The organism is Stenotrophomonas sp. YJH_SMC_43, assembly GCF_059372535.1.
On sequence record NZ_JCAFVQ010000002.1, the window covers coordinates 901,871 to 916,139 of the forward strand.

Genomic DNA, 14,269 nt, shown 5'->3' on the forward strand with positions numbered 1-14,269 from the left:
TTCCCGATACCTTGCAGGGGGCGTAATGACCGCTTCTCCGGCTGCGGCTGCGTTTGCGCGCATCACCGAACATTTCCTTGCCCATGCGCGCGCCGCGTTGGCGACTGGCCTGCATGACCCTGCCATTGCACTGCAGCTCGGTGAGCGCGAACTGCTGCACGCGCAGGGCGACGCGGCGCTGCGTGAGCATGCCCAGCTCAAGCTCAACCGCGTGCTGCTGCTGGAACTGCACGCCGCTGCACGCAGTGGTGACATCGGCCCGCTGGGCAGTGCGGGTGCGCTGGACGAATTCGTTGCCCTGGCCACCAGCGAGGGCTTCCGTACGCATCTGCAGCGACGCTATCCGGTGCTGCTGCCGCGCCTGACGCGCATGCTCGAAGGACAATGTGCGGCGGTGGTGGAGCTCGCTGTGCGCATCGGCAGTGATCGTGCGGCGCTGGCGGGGTTGCTGGGCGCGCCGGCGGGCACGCTGCATGCCGTTGCATTGGGACGGGGTGACCTGCATTGTGGCGGCCGGACTGTGGCACGGCTGCAGTTCGAAGGCGGCACGGTGATGTACAAGCCACGCTCATTGCGCATCGATGCGACGCTCGACGGCCTGTTGTGCACGCTCTTCGGTGACGGCCCTGACCGCGTATGCGTGCCGAAGGTGATTGATCGTGGCAGCCACGGCTGGGCCGCCTTCGCCGCGCACCGCTACTGTGCCGATGACGTTGAACTGCGTGCCTACTATCGCGGTCTTGGCCATTGGCTGGCGATCCTGCGCCTGGTGGGTGGCACCGACATCCATCTGGAGAACCTGATCGCGGTCGGGCCGGTGCCGGTTGTGGTCGACGCCGAAAGCGTGTTCTCCCGGGTAATCGAAATCGAGCCATCAGGACTTGGCGATGCGTACGACACCGCCGTCAAGCTGATGCGCAATTCAGTGCTGCGTACCGGAATCGTGCCGTTCCGTACTGCCGGCCTGGGCATGGAAGGCGTGGATCTGTCTGCAGCCGGCGCACTGCCGGGCGAGCAGCCGCGGGTGCAGGTGCCGGTGATTGTCGAGGGCGGGACGGAACCGGCCCGGTTGGGCATGGTCGAGGCCGAGGTCTCCGTTGCGCAGAATCATCCCAGCGCGCAGCCCGATGTGTCGTTGTACTGGGACCACATCAGCGAGGGCTTCATCGACGCCAGTGGGCGCCTGCGCGCGCTCGATGCCAAGGGCGAACTGATGCCACTCCTGGCGGCTTTCGAAGGCTGTCAGGTGCGCGACGTGCGGCGGCCGACAATGGCCTACGCAGAGCTCGGGCGGATGCTCTGGCATCCAGCCTCGCTGCACAACGAAGCCCAGGCGGTTGAACGCGCGATCGATCTGCTGGTGCGCAATGCGGCGGTGTCGCCGGCTGCGCCATCGGACCTGGACACCGTCCGCGGCGAAGTGGATGACCTGCGCCACGGCGATATTCCGATTTTCACCTCGCAGCTGGATGCGGCCCGTATCCGCGCCATCGCCGACAACTGGCGCGCGATGCGCATCGACCTGGAAGACGTGACCATCCGCAGCACGCTGGTGGCCACCGACCTGAACCAGCATGCGCTGGCCCGCGCCGAGGCTCGATCCGGCTACAGCTATGCCGCACAGCATCCGCGTGCGGACGACCTGGACGCGCGCCGTCGTACGCTGGCCGCGCGCGCGGTGGAGAGCCTGCTGCGGCTGGCGGTGCATGGTGAGGACGGTTCGATGACCTGGATCACCCCCGAGGTGACCCGTACCGGATGGACCGTCCAGCCGGTGCAGCCCGACCTGTATTTCGGGCTGGGAGGTATTGCATTCGCATTGGCGGCTTATCACCGGGAAGTGGAGCAGGGGCGTGCCGACCCGGTAGCGGGGCTGGGCCCGGCCATCGATGGCGCCCTTGCGGTGTTCCAGACCATGTGTGAGCAGCACCCCGCCGAGATCGATGGTGGATTCGTCGGAACCGGTTCACAGATATGGACATTGCTGGCATTGCACGACCTGTTGCAGCGACCGGCGTTGCTGGTGCTGGCGGAACGTTGTGCGGAAGCCGCAGAGCGTCGCGGCTTCCAGGAGGCGACAAAGTTCGAACTGATTGATGGCGTGTCCGGCATGATCCTGCCGTTGCTGTCGCTGGCCGCGGCTACCGGGAACGCACGCTGGCTGGAGCTGGCCGCCGCAGCGGGGCGTCGCATGCAGGAAGCGGCGATCGTCGATGCCGACGGCGCACGCTGGCCGACGCCACAGTTCCGCGAGCCGATCGGTGGCTTCGGCCACGGTGCGATGGGCATGGGCTGGGCGCTGGCACGGCTGGCGCGTTCGGATGCCGGCAGCGTGCCTGAGCGAGCGGCCTGGCGGCAGTTGGCTGAAGGAGCGTTTGCGTTCCAGGCGGCGCTGTTCGAACCGCATACCGGGCACTGGCGTGACATCCACCTGCAGGATGGGCAGAAGAACTTCCCGACCTGGTGCCATGGCAGCGTTGGTATCGGTCTGGCGGCGGCGGATCTGTATGCCCGCACCGGCGATCCCGCGCAGTTGCGTGACATGCGGCGGGCTGTGGCCGACGCGCGCGGCAAGTGGGGGTTCAGCCACACCCTGTGCCACGGCGATGTGTCCACCCGGGAGCTGTTGGTGCTGGCGGCTGCGCTGGATCCGGAGGGATGTCCCTATCCGCAGGATGAGGCGGCCATCGAGATCGTTTCTTCAATCGAGGAGCACCAGGGCATGGTCGGCGGACTGACCCGCGCGGCCTTCACTCCGGGCCTGATGATCGGCCTGGCAGGTGCGATCTATGGTTTCCTGCGCATGCATCCGGCCTGCGCGCTGCCGTCGCCGTTGCTGCAGGAGACGACAGTGGCCCGGGTCGATGCACCGGCATCGCGTTCCAGTACCGCGCAGGACCGAGCGGTGCTGGCCGAGGTCTGAGCCGGACGGGGCCGGCCGCGATCAACGGCTGGGATCGCGTTCCGGGCTCGGTCGCTTGGCCAGCTTGCGCTGCAGCGAACGCCGGTGCATGCCGAGCAGGCGTGCGGCCGCCGATACGTTGCCACCGGTCTCGTGCATCGCCTGCTGGATGTGTTCCCACTGCAGGCGGCTGATCGGCGTCATCGCGTCCGGCACTTCCATTTCGCCATCGTCGGCCGGGCCGTCATCTTCCTCGCCGAGGGCGCGCAGGATCATCGGCACCGTGGCCGGCTTAGGCAGGTAGTCGTCGGCGCCGAGCTTGATCGCCTCCACGGCGGTGGCGATGCTGGCGTAGCCGGTCACCAGCAGGATGCGCATGTCCGCGCGCAGCGCGCGCAGTGGTTGGATCAGTGCCAGGCCGGAGTCGCTGCCCAGCTTCAGGTCGATCAACGCGAAGGCGGGCGGATGCTGGCGGGCCAACGCCAGTGCGCTGGCGGCATCCTGCGCGGTCTGCGTTTCCAGCCCCTTGCGGGCCAGGCTGCGCTGCAGCGTGCGCAGGTACAGTTCGTCGTCGTCGACCAGCAGGCCGAGGGTTGAGGCGCTCATGGGGTTTCCTCGCGTAGGGCCAGCGGCAGGCGGAAGCCGACGCGGCTGCCGGCCCCTTGGGCCGGGCGCATCCACATCTCGCCGTCGAGGCGTTCGATGGTGGCATGGGACAGGGCCAGGCCGACCCCCATGCCTTCACTCTTGCTGCTGCCGAACAGCTTGCCCGGCAGCACCGCGGCGCGCGCGTTGAAGCCGTGGCCGTAGTCGCGCACCTCGCCGATCAGATCGTTGCCTTCGATGCGCAGGTCCAGGTCCACGCGCGGCCGGCCGGCCTGTTCGCCGGCATCCGCGGCATTGTTGAGCAGGACCATCAGCAGATGGCCCACGCCGGGATCCAGCGGCAGCCGCAGCGGTGCATCGTCGTTGCGGTGCAGATCGATGGTCGGACGCACCAGTCGCCACTGTTCCAGCACCTGCTGGGCCGTGGATACCGCCCGGCCCGGGCCGTCCGCCGAGGCCGGTGCGGCCAGCGCCAGCACACGCTCGCGGCACTGCACCAGCAACTCGCGCAGGGTTTCCATGTCCTCGCGCACTTCCGGCTCTTCACTGCGCTCGGCCACGTCGTCGGCGAGCAGGGTCATGGTGGCCAGCGGTGTATTCAGTTCGTGCGCCACCGACGCGGCATGGGTCGCCAGGGCGACGATGCCCTCGTTGCGGGCGAAGCGTTCGCGCAGCGCCGACAGTTCCAGTTCGCGCTGGCGCAGCGCCAGTGCCAGGCGGGTGGAGAAGGCCAGCACCACTGCGGCGGAAATCAGGAAATTGGCGACCACGCCCCAGCGGTTGAGGTCCTGCGCACGGAAATAGCCATCCGGCAGCGACTGGCCGAAGATGCCGCTGGCGGCGTAGCCGAGCAGGCAGGCCAGCGCGACCGCCAGCGCCCAGCGCAGGGGCAGGGCGAAGGCGGCCAGTGCGATCAGGATCAGGAACAGTGAACTGAACGGGTTGGCCATGCCACCGCTCCAGCCCACCATCCAGGTCAGGATGATTACGTCCACCAGGATGTGGCCGAACGCGGTCAGTGGCGCGGTGTCGGCCGCTTCCGGGCGCAGTTGGGTATAGACGTTGAACAGGGTCAGCACGGCCACGCCGGCCCACAGCGGCAGCTGCGGCAACGGCAGGCCCAGCACCCAGGTGGCGACCAGGATGGTGGCGGCCTGGCCACCTACGGCAAGCCAGCGCAGGCTGCACAGGGTTCGGAGAAACGGGGCGTCGGGACCGGTCATTCACGCTCATCCTATGCGTTCACGCGTGACCGTGCCTGCGACAATCGGCCGCAGCCGTGCCGCCGGCTGAATGCGAGTCACCCGGAATGCGGGAGCGGGCGGTAGAATGCGCCCATGCACGACGCCGTCACCCGCCCGACTCCCCCCTCCGATGCCACCTCCTGGCCCCGCCGCCAGACCCATGCCGTGCAGATCGGCGGGGTCACCGTAGGTGGAGGCAAGCCGGTGGTGGTGCAGTCGATGACCAACACCGACACGTCCGACGTGGCCTCCAGCGTGAAGCAGGTGGCCGAGCTGTGGCGTGCCGGTTCGGAAATGGTGCGTTTGACCGTCAACACCGTTGAAGCCGCTGCGGCGATCCCGCGCATCGTCGACAAGCTGGCGATGATGGGCATCGACGTGCCGCTGATCGGTGACTTCCATTACAACGGCCACCAGTTGCTGACCGCCGAACCGGCGTGTGCCGAAGCGCTGGCCAAGTACCGCATCAACCCGGGCAACGTCGGCTTCGGCAAGAAAAAGGACCTGCAGTTCGCCCAGCTGATCGAGTTCGCGATCCGCTACAACAAGCCGGTGCGCATCGGCGCCAACTGGGGCTCGCTGGACCAGGCCCTGGCGGCGAAGCTGATGGACGAGAACAACCTGCGCGAACAGCCCTGGGACGCCGGTCGCGTGCTGCGCGAGGCGCTGATCCGCTCGGCGCTGGATTCGGCCGAGCAGGCAGTGGAACTCGGCCTGCCGCGCGACCGCATCGTGCTGTCGGCCAAGGTCAGCGGCGTGCAGGAACTGATCGCGGTGTATCGCGACCTGGCCCAGCGCTCGGACTTCGCCCTGCACCTGGGCCTGACCGAGGCCGGCATCGGCAGCAAGGGCATCGTCGCCTCGTCCGCGGCGCTGAGCGTGCTGCTGCAGGAAGGCATCGGAGACACCATCCGCATCTCGCTGACCCCGGAACCGGGCCAGTCGCGCACGCAGGAAGTGATCGTCGCCCAGGAACTGCTGCAGACCACCGGCCAGCGTGCCTTCACGCCGCTGGTCACGGCCTGCCCGGGCTGCGGCCGCACCACCTCCGAGTTCTTCCAGGAGCTGGCCAAGGTGGTGCAGAACCACGTGCGCGAGAAGATGCCGCTGTGGAAGATCCAGCACCCGGGTGCAGAGAACATGACCCTGGCGGTGATGGGCTGCATCGTCAACGGGCCGGGTGAGTCGCGCCATGCCAACATCGGCATCTCGCTGCCGGGCACGGGTGAAACGCCTGCAGCGCCGGTGTTCGTCGATGGCGAGAAGAAGGTGACCCTGCGTGGCGACAACATCGCCCAGGAGTTCGTCGCCCTGATCGACGATTACGTCGAACACACGTATGTCCGAAGCGCCGGATAAGCCTGCGATCCTCGCTGCACCGGAGTCCGCCTCCGGCTTCCGCCACTGGATGGCGCGCAACGCCTGGCGCCTGGTCCTGCTGTTCGGCGGTGTGTTGCTGCCGCTGGCCGGCTTCGTCGCCCTGGCTGACGAGGTGCACGAGTTTGAATCGTTCCATTTCGACGCGCCGCTGCTGTGGCAGATGCATGGCCTGCATTCGCCGCTGCTGGACCGCTTCTTCGTGCTCATCTCCAAACTGGGCTACGAATGGTTCCTGATCCCGGCCGACGTGCTGATCATCGGCGCGCTGCTGGGCTACCGGCGTTGGCGCGAGGCCACCTTCGTGGCGGTCAGCTTCGTCGGCTCGGCGCTACTGAACATGGGCAGCAAGCACTTCTTCCAGCGCCAGCGCCCCAGCCTCTGGGAATCGATCGCGCCGGAATCGACGTTCAGCTTCCCCAGCGGCCACGCGATGGGCTCGATGACCCTGGCGGTGACCCTGGTACTGCTGGCCTGGAACACCCGCTGGCGCTGGCCGGTGCTGCTGCTGGCGCCGGCATTCAGCCTGCTGGTCAGCGTGTCCCGGGTCTATCTGGGGGTGCATTACCCCTCCGATATCCTGGCCGGGTGGTGTGCCGCGCTGGTTTGGGTGGTAGGGTGCTATCTGGTCATGTTCAGTCGCCGGCACCCCTGGCGACGTCACGGCCCGCCGCCAGCGAAGGCCAGCGAAGCATCATCACAGGGGGATTGACGTGGATGGCCCTTGAGGGACGTCTACGTGATAGATCAGTTGTTTCGTTGCAGCAGGTTCTGCAAGACAGGGGGCAAGCACAACGCGCGGTACTGTGATGCGCAAGGCAGATTGCCGGGGTCGCATTCCGAACGCGCTTGCAGGGGTATCGGCACCCCACCTAGCTTGACCTGCAATGGCCGCATTCGAAGAGGTACGTGAATGACGATTCGAGTCTACCTGGTGGATGACCACGCGCTGGTCCGCACCGGGATGAAGATGATTCTGTCGGGGGAAACCGACATCGAGGTGGTGGGCGAAGCCGAGACCGGCGAGGACGCGCTGCGCGAGGTCCGCCAGCTGCTGCCGGACGTAGTGCTGTGCGACCTGCATCTGCCGGGTGTGAGCGGCATGGAAGTGACTGAGCGCATCGTGCGCAGCCACCGCAATACCCGCGTGGTGATCGTGTCGGTGCTGGAAGATGGCCCGCTGCCGAAGCGGCTGCTCGAAGCTGGTGCTGCCGGCTACATCGGCAAGGGCTGCGATGCGCAGGAACTGCTGCGCGCGGTGCGCGACGTGGCCGGTGGCCGTCGCTACCTGGGTACCAGCATCGCGCAGAACCTGGCGCTATCGACGGTGGAAGGCAACGGTTCGCCGTTCGACAGCCTGTCGCCGCGCGAGCTGGAAGTGGCGTTGCTGCTGACCCAGGGCCTGCGCCAGGAAGACATCGCCCGCCGTCTGAGCCTGAGCGCGAAGACGGTGAACACGCATAAGGCGCGGTTGTTCGAGAAGATGGGGATCCACGACAACATCGCGTTGGCGCGGATGGCCAGCCAATACGGGCTGGTGGATCCGGCACGGCCGCTGTAAGGGATTCGGCCAACGGCTGAGCCCCTCGCGGTGGTGGTTCGGTTGGATTCTGGGGGATGGCCGGGCGGATGGGTTGAGCAGGGGACGCTGCAAGTACGTCCCTGTAAGCTCGGTCGCCGCATCCATGCGGCTCACGCCCCTGCACAACCCATCCGCCCGGCCACGGACAGTTTCCGTGCGCGTCCACCGCGGAATGAAGAAGGAAGAGCGGGAGCGGGTCGCGCGCTTTGCGCGCTCGTAGCTTGGAGTCGGAGCCCTTTCCCGACGGGAAAGGGCTCTGACCCCGATCCTCTTGTCAGTGGCCGCGCACGCGCTTGATGATCTTGGCGGCGTCGGTGGCGCTGGCGCGCACCTTGTCCCATTCGCCATTGGCGATCCAGTTGCCCGGCACCATCCACGAACCGCCGATGCAGACCACGTTCTTCTGCTCGAGGTACTCGGCGGCGGTGTTTTCGGTGATGCCGCCGGTCGGGCACAGCTTCAGGTCGGCGACCGGGCCGGCCAGGCCCTTGATCATCGCCAGGCCACCCACGGCCGTGGCCGGGAACAGCTTGCACACGCGGAAGCCGCGCGCATAGAGCGACAGAAGCTCGGTCGGCGTGGCCGCACCCGGCACCACCGGTAGCGGCGCAGCGGCCAATGCATCGGCCAGCGCCGGCGGCGTACCCGGCGTCACCAGGAAGTCCGCGCCCGCATCGATCGACTGCTGCATCTGATCCACGGTCAGCACCGTGCCCGCGCCCACCACCACATCCGGCAGCTCGCGCTTGAGCATCGCCAGCGCTTCCATCGCCACCGGTGTCCGCAGCGTCAGCTCGATGGCCGGCAGGCCACCTTCCAGCAGCGCCGCACTGACCGCCCGCGCCTGGTCCAGCGTATGAATCGTCACCACCGGCAGGATGCCCGCCGTATGCAACAGCTCCGCCGCCTTCACCTGATGTTGTTCGATACCCATGCTTTTGCCCTTGCCTTTGCTCTTCTTGATTCAGTGGCCGCAGCGCAGATGACGCGCCGGGAATTGTCCAAGGGCAGTAGAGCGCCCTGGCGGGGACCGTGAGCGGCATGGATGCCGCGATCGAGCCCCCATGGATGGGTTTACGGCGTGTCCCGGCCAGGGCGCTCTACTGCCCAGGCCGGGAAGCCTGCCGCGGCTTTTCGCTTCAGGCGTCCTTCGCCTCATGCGGTGCCGCCGCCGCCGCGGCATCATGTCCCAGCTCGTACTCCGCGTCGTAATCCCACGGCCCACCATCGGCCGCCGCCGGCCCACACGAAATCGAAATCGCCCCCTGGTCCGCCGGACCCACCATGCGACGGTTGATCGCAAACAGATTGCGGCCCAGGTCATGCGCGGCCGGCGCGGTGTTCGGCGCCAGCGGACGTGCTGCCCATTCCGCCGCATCCACCAGCACTTCCAGCGTGCCGGCCTCGCCATCCAGGCGGATCATGTCGCCTTCGCGCACTTTGGCCAGCGGGCCACCGCGCGCCGCTTCCGGCGTCACGTGGATCGCCGCCGGAATCTTGCCCGAGGCGCCGGACAGGCGGCCGTCGGTGACCAGTGCCACACGCCGGCCCTGGTTCTGCAGCAGGCCCAGCAGCGGCGCCAGCGAATGCAGTTCGGGCATGCCGTTCGCACGCGGGCCCTGGTATCGCACCACCGCCACAAAATCCTGCGGCAGCAGGCCACCGGCGTGCAGCTTGTTCAAAACCTGTGGTGCATCCACCACCACCGCCGGTGCTTCGATCGTGCGGTACTGCGGCTTCACCGCCGACAGCTTGATCAGCGACTTGCCCAGGTTGCCGCGCAGCAGGCGCAGGCCGCCCTGGTGTTCGAACGGGTTGTCGACACCGCGCACTACTTCGTCATCGGCGCTGCGTTCCAGGCCCGGCAGATAGACCAGCTGGCCGTCGCGCAGCTGCGGCTCGCGCGCATAGTCGGCCATGCCGCCACGCGCGACGCTCACGAGGTCGCCGTGCATCAGGCCCGCCTTGATCAGCTCGCCGAACACGAACGCCGGGCCGCCGGCCGCAGCGAAGCGGTTCACGTCGGCGTCGCCGTTCGGATAGACGCGGGCCAGCAGCGGGATCAGCTGCGACAGCTCGTCGAAGTCGTCCCAGGTCAGCACGATGCCGGCGGCGCGTGCCACGGCGATCCAATGGATGGTGTGATTGGTCGACCCACCGGTTGCCATCAGCGCGATGACCGCGTTGATGATCGCGCGCTCGTCGATGATCCGGCCCAGTGGACGGAAGTCATCGCCCAGCGCGGTGATGTCCAGCGCACGTTCGGTGGCTTCGCGGGTCAGTGCATCACGCAGCGGCGTGCCCGGGTTGACGAACGACGCACCCGGCAGCTGCACGCCCATCGCTTCCAGCAGCACCTGGTTGGAATTGGCGGTGCCGTAGAAGGTGCAGGTGCCAGCGCCGTGGTACGACGCGGACTCGGCTTCCAGAAGCTCTTCGCGGGTGGCTTCGCCGGCGGCGTAGCGTTCGCGCACTTCGGCCTTCTGCTTGTTCGGAATGCCCGGGGTCATCGGGCCGGCCGGCACGAACACCGCCGGCAGGTGGCCGAAGGCCAGTGCGCCGATCAGCAGGCCCGGCACGATCTTGTCGCACACACCGAGGTAGACGGTGGTGTCGAACATGTCGTGGCTGAGCCCGATGGCGGTCGCCTGTGCGATCACATCGCGCGAGAACAGCGACAGTTCCATGCCGCCTCGGCCCTGGGTGACGCCGTCGCACATCGCCGGCACGCCGCCGGCCACCTGTGCGGTGGCGCCCAGCTCGCGGGCGATCTCGCGGATCTGCTCGGGATAGGTCTCGAACGGCTGGTGCGCCGACAGCATGTCGTTGTAGGCGGTGATGATGCCCAGGTTCGGCGTCACGCCACCGCGCAGGCGGCTCTTGTCGGTGCCGCCACAGGCGGCGAATCCGTGGGCGAGGTTGCCGCAGCTCAGGCGGCTGCGGAACGGGCCCTCACGCAGGGAGGCATCGATCGCGGCCAGATAGGCGGCACGCGAGGCGGCGCTGCGGCGGATGACACGCTCAGTGATGGCTTGCAGTTGCGGATGGAGGCTCATTGGCTACCGGCGTTCGTGGTGGCGAGAGGCAAGCGGCGGCGCGGCGCCGCCGCCGACATCAATCAGCCCAGTGCACGCGCAGGCGCGCGCCGTCCAGGTTGATTGCATTGAGGATCGGGTACTGCTGGGCGTCGTTGCTGTCCAGCGCCTGGCGCAGCACCTGCAGCTTCTGCTTGCCGCGCAGCAGCAGCAGGCGCTGGCGGCACTGGCCCAGCCCGTGCGGGGTCAGCGTGATGCGCAGCGGCCACTGGTTCGCGCCCGGGCAGCCGGTGGCGTCCAGTGCCGCGTAGGGCAGGGGGCTTTCCAGTGCGCGGGCCAGGTCCTTCGAGCCCGGGAACAGCGAGGCGGTGTGGCCGTCGTTGCCCATGCCCAGTGCCACCAGGCTCGGCGGCTGGCTGTGCTGGGCCTGCAGGTTGGCGGTGTAGACGCATTCCGGCAGCGGCTTTCCGATCCGTACCAGCGGATCGAAATGCGCACCTTCGGCGCGCTTGAGCAGGTGCTCGCGCACCAGCCAGGCGTTGCTGTCGCGATCCTGCGGCGACAGCCAGCGCTCGTCGGCCAGGCTCACTTCCACCCGGTCCCAGTGCACGTCCAACTCGGCCAGCGCCTGGTAGACCGGCGCCGGCGTGGTGCCGCCGGACAACAGGATGCGGGCGCGGCCCACTTCGTTGATGTCGTGGTTGAGGGTCTGCGCCATCTCGGCGGCCACTGCCTCGATCCAGCCATCGGCATCGCCGTGGCTGATGAACTCGATGCGGTCGTCGTGGAAGGTGGGACTCATGCGGCAACTCCAGGTGCGTCACGTTCGGCGTCGGCGGCATAGGCGGCGGCGCCCAGCAATCCGGCGTGGGGATGCATCACGGCCAACGAGGGAACGCGCGCCATGATCGAAGAGAACCGCCCCTTGTGTTCGAAGCGCTGGCGGAAACCAGAGTGCTGCAGCGAATCGAGCATCTTCGGAGTCAGACCACCGGTCAGGAACACGCCATCCCAGGCACCCTGGGTCAGTACCAGGTCGCCGGCAATGGCGCCGAACACGGCGCAGAACACGTCCACGGTGCGCATTGCCTGCGGATCGCCATGCAGGGCACGGGCGGTCACGTCCACCGGCTGCAGCTGGCCGGGATCGATACCGGCCATCTCGCACACCGCGCGATGGATGTTGACCAGGCCGGGGCCGCAGATCAGTCGCTCGTTGGAGACGCGGCCGAACTGCTCGGACAGGATTTCCAGGATGCGGATCTCCTCCGGGGTTCCCGGCGGGAAGCTGACATGGCCGCCTTCGGTTTCCAGCGGATAGCAGCGTCCGTGGCGCAGGATCAGGCCACCGACACCCAGGCCGGTGCCCGGACCGATCACCGCGTAGTTGCGCGGCTGGCCCGGCTTGCCCGGCACCCAGGCGGCACCACCGACCTGGACCACGTCATCGGGCTGCAGCAGTGAAATCGCCATCGCCTGTGCGGCGAAATCGTTGATCAGGTGCAGTTCGTCGAACCCGAGCATCGCTGCGGTGCGGCTGCGCGAGATCACCCACGGATGGTTGGTGATGCGCGCTTCGTCACCATCAACGCGACCGGCCACTGCGAACACGCCGCGGCTGGCGGTGGCGCCGATCTGTTCCAGATGGTGGCGCGCGGCATCACCCAGCGATGGGAACTCCGCCACCGCGTACTCGCGGATGCTGTCCTTCTGCAGCGGTGCGTCCTGCGAGGTGTCGGCCAGGGCGAAGCGGGCGTTGGTGCCGCCGATGTCGGCGACCAGCACCGGCTGCGAGCTGGCACTCATGCCGAGGCTCCGCTGTCCGGCGCGTCCACGCCCTGCGGCAGGAACTCGCCCGCATTGCTCGGGCCCCATTGGCCGGCGGGGTAGGGCTCCAGCGGCAGCTTGGCGTCCTTCCAGGCATCGGCCACGCTGTCGATCCACGCCCAGGCGGCGCGCACTTCGTCATCGCGCACGAACAGCGTGTGGTTGCCGTTGAACGCATCCAGGAACAGGCGCTCGTACGCGATGCGGCGGTGCAGGCCGGTCGGCACCGACAGCTCCAGCTCCAGCGGGTGCAGTTCCAGCGCGCCCCATTCCGGGCCGGCCAGGCTGCTCATCAGGCCCAGTTCGATGTTTTCCTGCGGCTGCAGCTGGAACACCAGGCGGTTTGGTGCGGCCTGCGCGCGCTGCGGGCGCTCGAACAGCCAGTGGGTGACCGGCTTCAGCGTGACCACCACGCGGGTGGTGCGCTCGGGCAGGCGCTTGCCGGTGACCAGGTGGAACGGCACGCCGCTCCAGCGCCAGTTGTCGATGTGCGCAGTGACACCGGCGAAGGTCTCCACGTCGCTGCCTTCCGGCGGCTGGTAGGCCTGTGCCGGCTGGCCGTTGATGGTGCCGGCGGTGTAGCGGCCGCGGATGCTGTCACGCGCGGCGTGCTTGGCATCAAGCGGACGCAGGGCGCGCAGCACCTTGACCTTCTCGTCGCGGATGCGGTCGGCTTCCAGCGACGCCGGCGGTTCCATCGCCACCATGCACAGCAGCTGCAGGATGTGGCTCTGCACCATGTCGCGCAGCGCGCCGGAGCGGGCGTAGTAGGCGTCGCGGCCATCCACGCCTTCGCTCTCGGCCACCAGGATGTGCACCGATTCGATGTAGTTGCGGTTCCACACTGCCTCCAGCAGCGTATTGCCGAAGCGCAGCGCGATCAGGTTCTGCACTGCCGCCTTGCCCAGGTAGTGGTCGAGGCGGAACACGCGGTCCTCGTCGATCCACTGGCCGATGGTAGAGATGATCTCCTCGGCGCTCTCGCTGTCGCTGCCGATCGGCTTCTCCAGCATCAGGCGTGCCGGTGCGGCAAGTGCGCCGCCCTTGGCCAGGCCTTCGCAGGTGGAGATGTACAGACCCGGCGGGATGGCCAGGTAGCTGACGCACTTGCGGTGCACCAGGTCGGAGACCGCGGCGGCAACCGAGTCGACGTCGCGCAGGTCGACCGAACGGTAGTCGATGCGGCGCAGCAGGGCACTGATGTCGTCCTGCGTGGCCATCGGCATGGCCTGCTGCAGGCGCGGGCGCAGGATGTCATGGAAGGCTTCGGTGTCATGCCCGGACAGGGCCAGCGCACGGATACGGAAGTCCTCCGGCAGCAGGCCGTCGCCAAGCAGGCGAAGCAGCGAAGGGAACAGGTAGCGCTGGGCCAGATCACCTGTGGCACCGAACAGGAAGAGGGTGTCGTGCATCGCTCGAGTTTCAGATCCGGGTGACATCGTTGTCAATCGCTTCATGGCTGGGTTCGGGGGACATCCGCGCAACTGCCTGTCCGAGGTTCGTCAGGGGCGATCTCCGGGGTAGCGGGAGACCGTTCCATTCGAAACCACTGCTCCGGCGGAAGCTTCGTTCCACCGCCGACGCAGATCGGTGCGCACCGATTATCGGATAGTGCCACGTGAAAACGTTTACATGGCAGAATGGGCAACTGTATTCGATTGCAGTGCTCGCCGTCATGCCGCAAGCGCGCAATCAT

At 67.7% G+C, this 14,269-nt stretch carries 11 protein-coding genes; 4 read left to right on the forward strand and 7 right to left on the reverse strand.

The genetic code is table 11. The annotated features are described in order from the left end of the window. Positions 1 to 25 precede the first annotated feature (25 nt). Positions 26 to 2,923, forward strand: coding sequence for a type 2 lanthipeptide synthetase LanM (locus AC5QAH_RS10660; protein WP_049453346.1), 2,898 nt, complete (start codon positions 26 to 28; stop codon positions 2,921 to 2,923). 21 nt (positions 2,924 to 2,944) lie between these two features. Here AC5QAH_RS10660 and AC5QAH_RS10665 read toward each other — a convergent pair whose 3' ends face one another. After that, positions 2,945 to 3,508 (reverse strand): response regulator transcription factor, encoded by a 564-nt coding sequence (locus AC5QAH_RS10665; protein WP_005409063.1) that lies wholly within the window; start codon positions 3,506 to 3,508, stop codon positions 2,945 to 2,947. Beyond that, positions 3,505 to 4,731 (reverse strand): ATP-binding protein, encoded by a 1,227-nt coding sequence (locus tag AC5QAH_RS10670; RefSeq protein ID WP_049453348.1) that lies wholly within the window; start codon positions 4,729 to 4,731, stop codon positions 3,505 to 3,507. The genes AC5QAH_RS10665 and AC5QAH_RS10670 overlap by 4 nt, the downstream gene beginning before the upstream one ends. 114 nt (positions 4,732 to 4,845) lie before the next feature. Between AC5QAH_RS10670 and ispG the strand changes: the two genes are divergently transcribed. The 3 genes from ispG (at position 4,846) to AC5QAH_RS10685 (ending at position 7,690) form a co-directional block, all read left to right on the forward strand. Then, on the forward strand, positions 4,846 to 6,111 hold the full coding sequence (gene ispG, locus AC5QAH_RS10675; RefSeq protein WP_010484321.1) for a flavodoxin-dependent (E)-4-hydroxy-3-methylbut-2-enyl-diphosphate synthase: 1,266 nt from the start codon (positions 4,846 to 4,848) through the stop codon (positions 6,109 to 6,111). After that, a complete protein-coding gene (locus AC5QAH_RS10680; RefSeq protein ID WP_010484323.1) occupies positions 6,092 to 6,841 on the forward strand; it encodes a phosphatase PAP2 family protein in 750 nt (249 codons plus the stop codon). The genes ispG and AC5QAH_RS10680 overlap by 20 nt, the downstream gene beginning before the upstream one ends. 201 nt (positions 6,842 to 7,042) lie before the next feature. After that, positions 7,043 to 7,690 (forward strand): response regulator, encoded by a 648-nt coding sequence (locus AC5QAH_RS10685; protein ID WP_004153112.1) that lies wholly within the window; start codon positions 7,043 to 7,045, stop codon positions 7,688 to 7,690. 295 nt (positions 7,691 to 7,985) lie between these two features. On the opposite strand, the gene eda is transcribed toward AC5QAH_RS10685, so the two are convergent. From eda to zwf, 5 genes are all read right to left on the reverse strand, one after another. After that, the gene (gene eda, locus AC5QAH_RS10690; protein WP_495232333.1) at positions 7,986 to 8,645 is read right to left on the reverse strand and encodes a bifunctional 4-hydroxy-2-oxoglutarate aldolase/2-dehydro-3-deoxy-phosphogluconate aldolase; all 660 of its coding nucleotides are present in this window, start codon (positions 8,643 to 8,645) and stop codon (positions 7,986 to 7,988) included. A gap of 205 nt (positions 8,646 to 8,850) precedes the next feature. Then, a complete protein-coding gene (edd, locus tag AC5QAH_RS10695; RefSeq protein WP_010484327.1) occupies positions 8,851 to 10,767 on the reverse strand; it encodes a phosphogluconate dehydratase in 1,917 nt (638 codons plus the stop codon). A 58-nt stretch (positions 10,768 to 10,825) separates the two neighbouring features. Beyond that, on the reverse strand, positions 10,826 to 11,548 hold the full coding sequence (gene pgl, locus AC5QAH_RS10700; protein ID WP_100448311.1) for a 6-phosphogluconolactonase: 723 nt from the start codon (positions 11,546 to 11,548) through the stop codon (positions 10,826 to 10,828). Next, on the reverse strand, positions 11,545 to 12,552 hold the full coding sequence (gene glk, locus AC5QAH_RS10705) for a glucokinase (protein ID WP_010484331.1): 1,008 nt from the start codon (positions 12,550 to 12,552) through the stop codon (positions 11,545 to 11,547). The genes pgl and glk overlap by 4 nt, the downstream gene beginning before the upstream one ends. Next, positions 12,549 to 13,985, reverse strand: a complete 1,437-nt coding sequence (gene zwf / locus AC5QAH_RS10710; RefSeq protein WP_010484333.1) for a glucose-6-phosphate dehydrogenase — start codon at positions 13,983 to 13,985, stop codon at positions 12,549 to 12,551. Before zwf ends, glk begins: the two co-directional genes overlap by 4 nt. Positions 13,986 to 14,269 lie beyond the last annotated feature (284 nt).